Here is a 3,724-nt window from a genome sequence, read left to right as displayed (position 1 = left end):
TTTTCTATAGTCATTATTTATTTATAGCTTTGTAAAATTTAATCTTAATATATAATTTAATTTCTAAATGATTACGTTATAATATTTAATATAAAATAAATTTATAAAGGATTGAATAACATTGAAATTTGAAATAGATATTATTCATAATGATACTTCTTTAAATAACATAGAGCAACAAAAACAAAATTTTACAAATCTAATTACATTATGGAATCCTGATTATATAAATGAAGCGGAAGTAAAAAAGGAAAATAACGAAAGAGAAGATTCATATACATATGAAGGATTTTCAGATGAAGAAATACTGTACTACTACTTGAATCGACAAACACATTTTGACCAAGAAAAACGAATCAAGGATGCATCAAGAATCCTATATGCACGTGATTTAAGTCAGTTTTATTTCTTTATTAAACAAAGTGAGGAATTTCTACAGAAAGATGTAAAGGATTATAGATTTGGTCAAGTATGGAGAAACCTTAGGAAACGGCATATCCGTAATTATCAAAAATGGTTATCTCAAGAGGCAATTTCCTATCAGTCAAAAGATAAATACAAGCCATCTACAGTTAGTAGAAAGCTTGGTATTATTCGTTCATATTTGAAATGGCTATATGAAATCCAATATATCCAGGATCCTCTACATGTTGAGATACTAAGTACAACTGTAAATAAACAACATAAACCTAAACGGGAGTTATCATATGAGGAAGTAAAACAATTGCTTCATTACTACAAGGATAATAAAATCAATTACGCTTTATTGTCAGTTCTAGCTACCACAGGGTTACGTGTTGCAGAAGTCGCACATGCAAAGTGGGAAGATCTTGAGTATGATACTATACGAGGACGATATTATTTAAAGGTTGATACAAAGGGAGATAATGAGCGGATTGTTTCCATTAATAAGGAGATTTTCAATCGGATTGTCGCATTTCGAATGCGGAGAAGATTACCTATAGACATTGGAAATAGAAATGGTGGAACAGTATTTCAAACTAAAAACCATACTGCTTATAGAGAGAATTATTTGTCACAATATATTTCTAAAATCATTAAGGATACTCAACTACCCTTTACAGAGAATATGGGAATTACTCCCCACTTCTTTAGACATTTTTATGTACAGTACTTATATGATTACAAAGGATTACCACCTCATATTATCGCAGCTGCAGTAGGTCATAAAAATGATCGTACTACGAAAGAAAATTATTTGAATCAGCGATTGACAAAAGATAATGATGCCGGTAATTTAATTTTGGAAGATGAATTTTAAATTGAACCTCTATTAAATAAATATTAAAGCGATTCAATAACACCACTTATAGTTATGTATTTTTTATATAATTAGAATCGATTTATTGTCTGTTTATTTTTATTTATTCACATAAATGTTCATTAGTAATTCCCCAAGTATCCCTATAAATAGGTTGTATTTTGTGTAATTTAGTATACCCTTTTATAAAATAATTAGAAAAATTCTCACCAGAATTTTTCATAATTTAAAACTTGATTTCATTTAGGAGTGTTAATTTATTAGTTGTAAATAATATAAAATTCAATTTTTTTGTTCTAATAAAGATTGCTTCTGAATTTTTAAATTTATTACCAATTTCTACTGCTTTGTCAGTATTTTTTAACGTATTGTTTTTATTAACCTCAATTATATCTTTTAATGGAATATTAATTGTTGCACCTTGCCATGTAATGGCTATTTTTTCGATTGATTTTATAATTTCTATTTCTTTCATATTACTAGTAACTCCCTAATCTATTTGTGTTTATTTATATAATAGAGTATATATTTAGAATAGAAACCAGCCAATTTCATATATATTCACTCAGCCATTGTGTAAATAGGTAATTCTAATACAAAGATTCTTAGATTTAGTTACAACCTAGGACAAATTTGCAATTTTTTTTGAGTTGAGTTTTCAGCCAATCTAAATTATGATGATATTATTCATAATATTAAATGCTATGAAAATATAAATAAATTCAGCAGATTTCAAGTCCGGACAACATATAGAGCTATGAAAATGAGTTGAAGTGGCTTTAGCATTGCTTAAAACCTATAACCAATTATTTGTTAATAGCTTAAAAATAATCTTATAGGAGGGGGTAGATAAAAGTATCTTATAACGAATAAACCATATGTGAAAAATATACAGGAATGGTGCTAATGAGAAAAAAAACTAAATATCAGACTTGGATTCGAATGAAAAAACTGATTGTATTTTTGATAAGCTCAATAATTCTTCTATTGATAACATTATTGCCTATTACTTTCTATCTGCGAATCCTATCAGGGGTTATAGCGATACCTTTTATTTATATAACGTTTATACTTTCTTATTCTACTTACCAATTCGCAGCATTCGGAGAGGATTACCAATCAAAAATACATGATTTAATTGTTAAAAAATTGAATTGGGATGGAGAAGGAAAAATATTAGATATTGGAACAGGTAGTGGGTCATTGATTATTAAACTTGCAATGACTTTTCCTAAATCCTTTTTAACTGGAATTGATTATTGGGGGAAGAATTGGGAATACTCACAAGATCAATGTCAACAGAATGCTAAAATAGAAGGTGTATCTGATAGGGTTAATTTTTTAAAAGCAAGTGCCGCTAAGCTCCCTTTGCAGGATAATGCACTTGATATAGTTGTAAGTTGCCTAACATTTCATGAAGTGAAAGATACAAACAATAAAATAGAATTAATTAAAGAGGCTATAAGAGTATTAAAACCTGGTGGTGAATTTATCTTTTTAGATTTATTTATGGATGAAAAAATATTTGGGGATACAGAAGAGTTTTTAAATGACCTAGAGAAACTCGACATATCTAAATTTAATAGCTACAAGCTTGCTGAAGAAATGAAATTACCAAAGCTTTTATTAAATAAAAAAGTATTAGGAAATGCAATGATTTTGAGTGGCAAAAAGTAATAGGGTATTAATTGCTTACGAAAGTATTGAAGAATTTTCTAAATAAGGGTACTAACTTTATTTAACAAAGTGATGTAACTCTATGTATTTTTATTAGTGAGCGAACGTAGACCTATTTAAGCATTTAGTGTGTTTGGTAATCAAATCGTAACGTAGTGAAGCACTTTATATAGGGGTAGTTTCACATCGCTATCAAGCTAAGATTATGTAAAATCAATTTCAGGTGATAAGGTTTTGAAAAAGCTGATTTTGTATTAAATAAACCAAAAGATATTTTGAATTTACTATAACCAAGCTCGTGTCTAATAAAGAAATTAAGTTACTCACTAAAAAGTCGATTTCTTAACGTACAGGAAATCGACTTTTTATTTATAGGATTAGCGAAAGAAATTTGGTTATTGTTGGCGCTATCTTTCAGTGAAGGTTTTATTGATATTCTAGTTTTATTAGCATAAAACACCTTAATTCTAGTTACCTTTATGATTCTTATTAAAATTCCTGGAAAAGTTTATGGGTTAATAATTAACCTACGGCTAATTTATAGGTAAACTGATAATCAAAGTGTGTTAGCTTGATGGAAATAAAATAAAAGAACTCTTTTTAAATGTAGTTGGAAATTTAATTAAAAAATATGAGGTTTAATCAATAATAATTACAAATTAAGTAATAAGAAAACAAAGAGTGATTCCTCTTTTTATACCGTTTTATCGTTTTCCGACAGAAGACTCCTTCCTCAAAAATGCGAAGGTGTGAAACACCAATTTT

Annotated in this window: 3 protein-coding genes; 2 read left to right on the top strand and 1 reads right to left on the bottom strand. The window is 28.0% G+C overall.

Going from position 1 to position 3,724, the window contains the following annotated elements; translation table 11 throughout:
* Positions 1-121: 121 nt before the first annotated feature.
* Complete coding sequence (locus tag DN401_RS29600; RefSeq protein WP_149288137.1) at positions 122-1,282, top strand: tyrosine-type recombinase/integrase; 1,161 nt, start codon at positions 122-124, stop codon at positions 1,280-1,282.
* A gap of 226 nt (positions 1,283-1,508) precedes the next feature.
* Here the strand turns inward: DN401_RS29600 and DN401_RS29595 are convergent, their stop codons facing one another.
* Positions 1,509-1,757 (bottom strand): SunI/YnzG family protein, encoded by a 249-nt coding sequence (locus DN401_RS29595; RefSeq protein ID WP_149288136.1) that lies wholly within the window; start codon positions 1,755-1,757, stop codon positions 1,509-1,511.
* Positions 1,758-2,188: 431 nt separating this feature from the next.
* On the opposite strand from DN401_RS29595, the gene DN401_RS29590 reads away from it, so the two are divergent.
* Entirely contained in the window at positions 2,189-2,959 is a 771-nt protein-coding gene (locus DN401_RS29590) for a class I SAM-dependent methyltransferase (RefSeq protein ID WP_149288135.1), read from the top strand.
* Positions 2,960-3,724: the final 765 nt, after the last annotated feature.

Source organism: Bacillus sp. BF2-3 (genome assembly GCF_008368795.1).
GTDB lineage: Bacteria > Bacillota > Bacilli > Bacillales > Bacillaceae_G > Bacillus_A > Bacillus_A cereus.
Note: the sequence above shows the minus strand (reverse complement) of the source record. Positions and strands in the feature narration are given on the sequence as shown.

What these genes read in the sequence shown, in the direction of transcription:
- DN401_RS29595 (WP_149288136.1), bottom strand. Translation starts at nt 1,757, where the DNA reads ATGAAAGAAATAGAAATTATAAAATCAATCGAAAAAATAGCCATTACA.
- DN401_RS29590 (WP_149288135.1), top strand. Translation starts at nt 2,189, where the DNA reads ATGAGAAAAAAAACTAAATATCAGACTTGGATTCGAATGAAAAAACTG.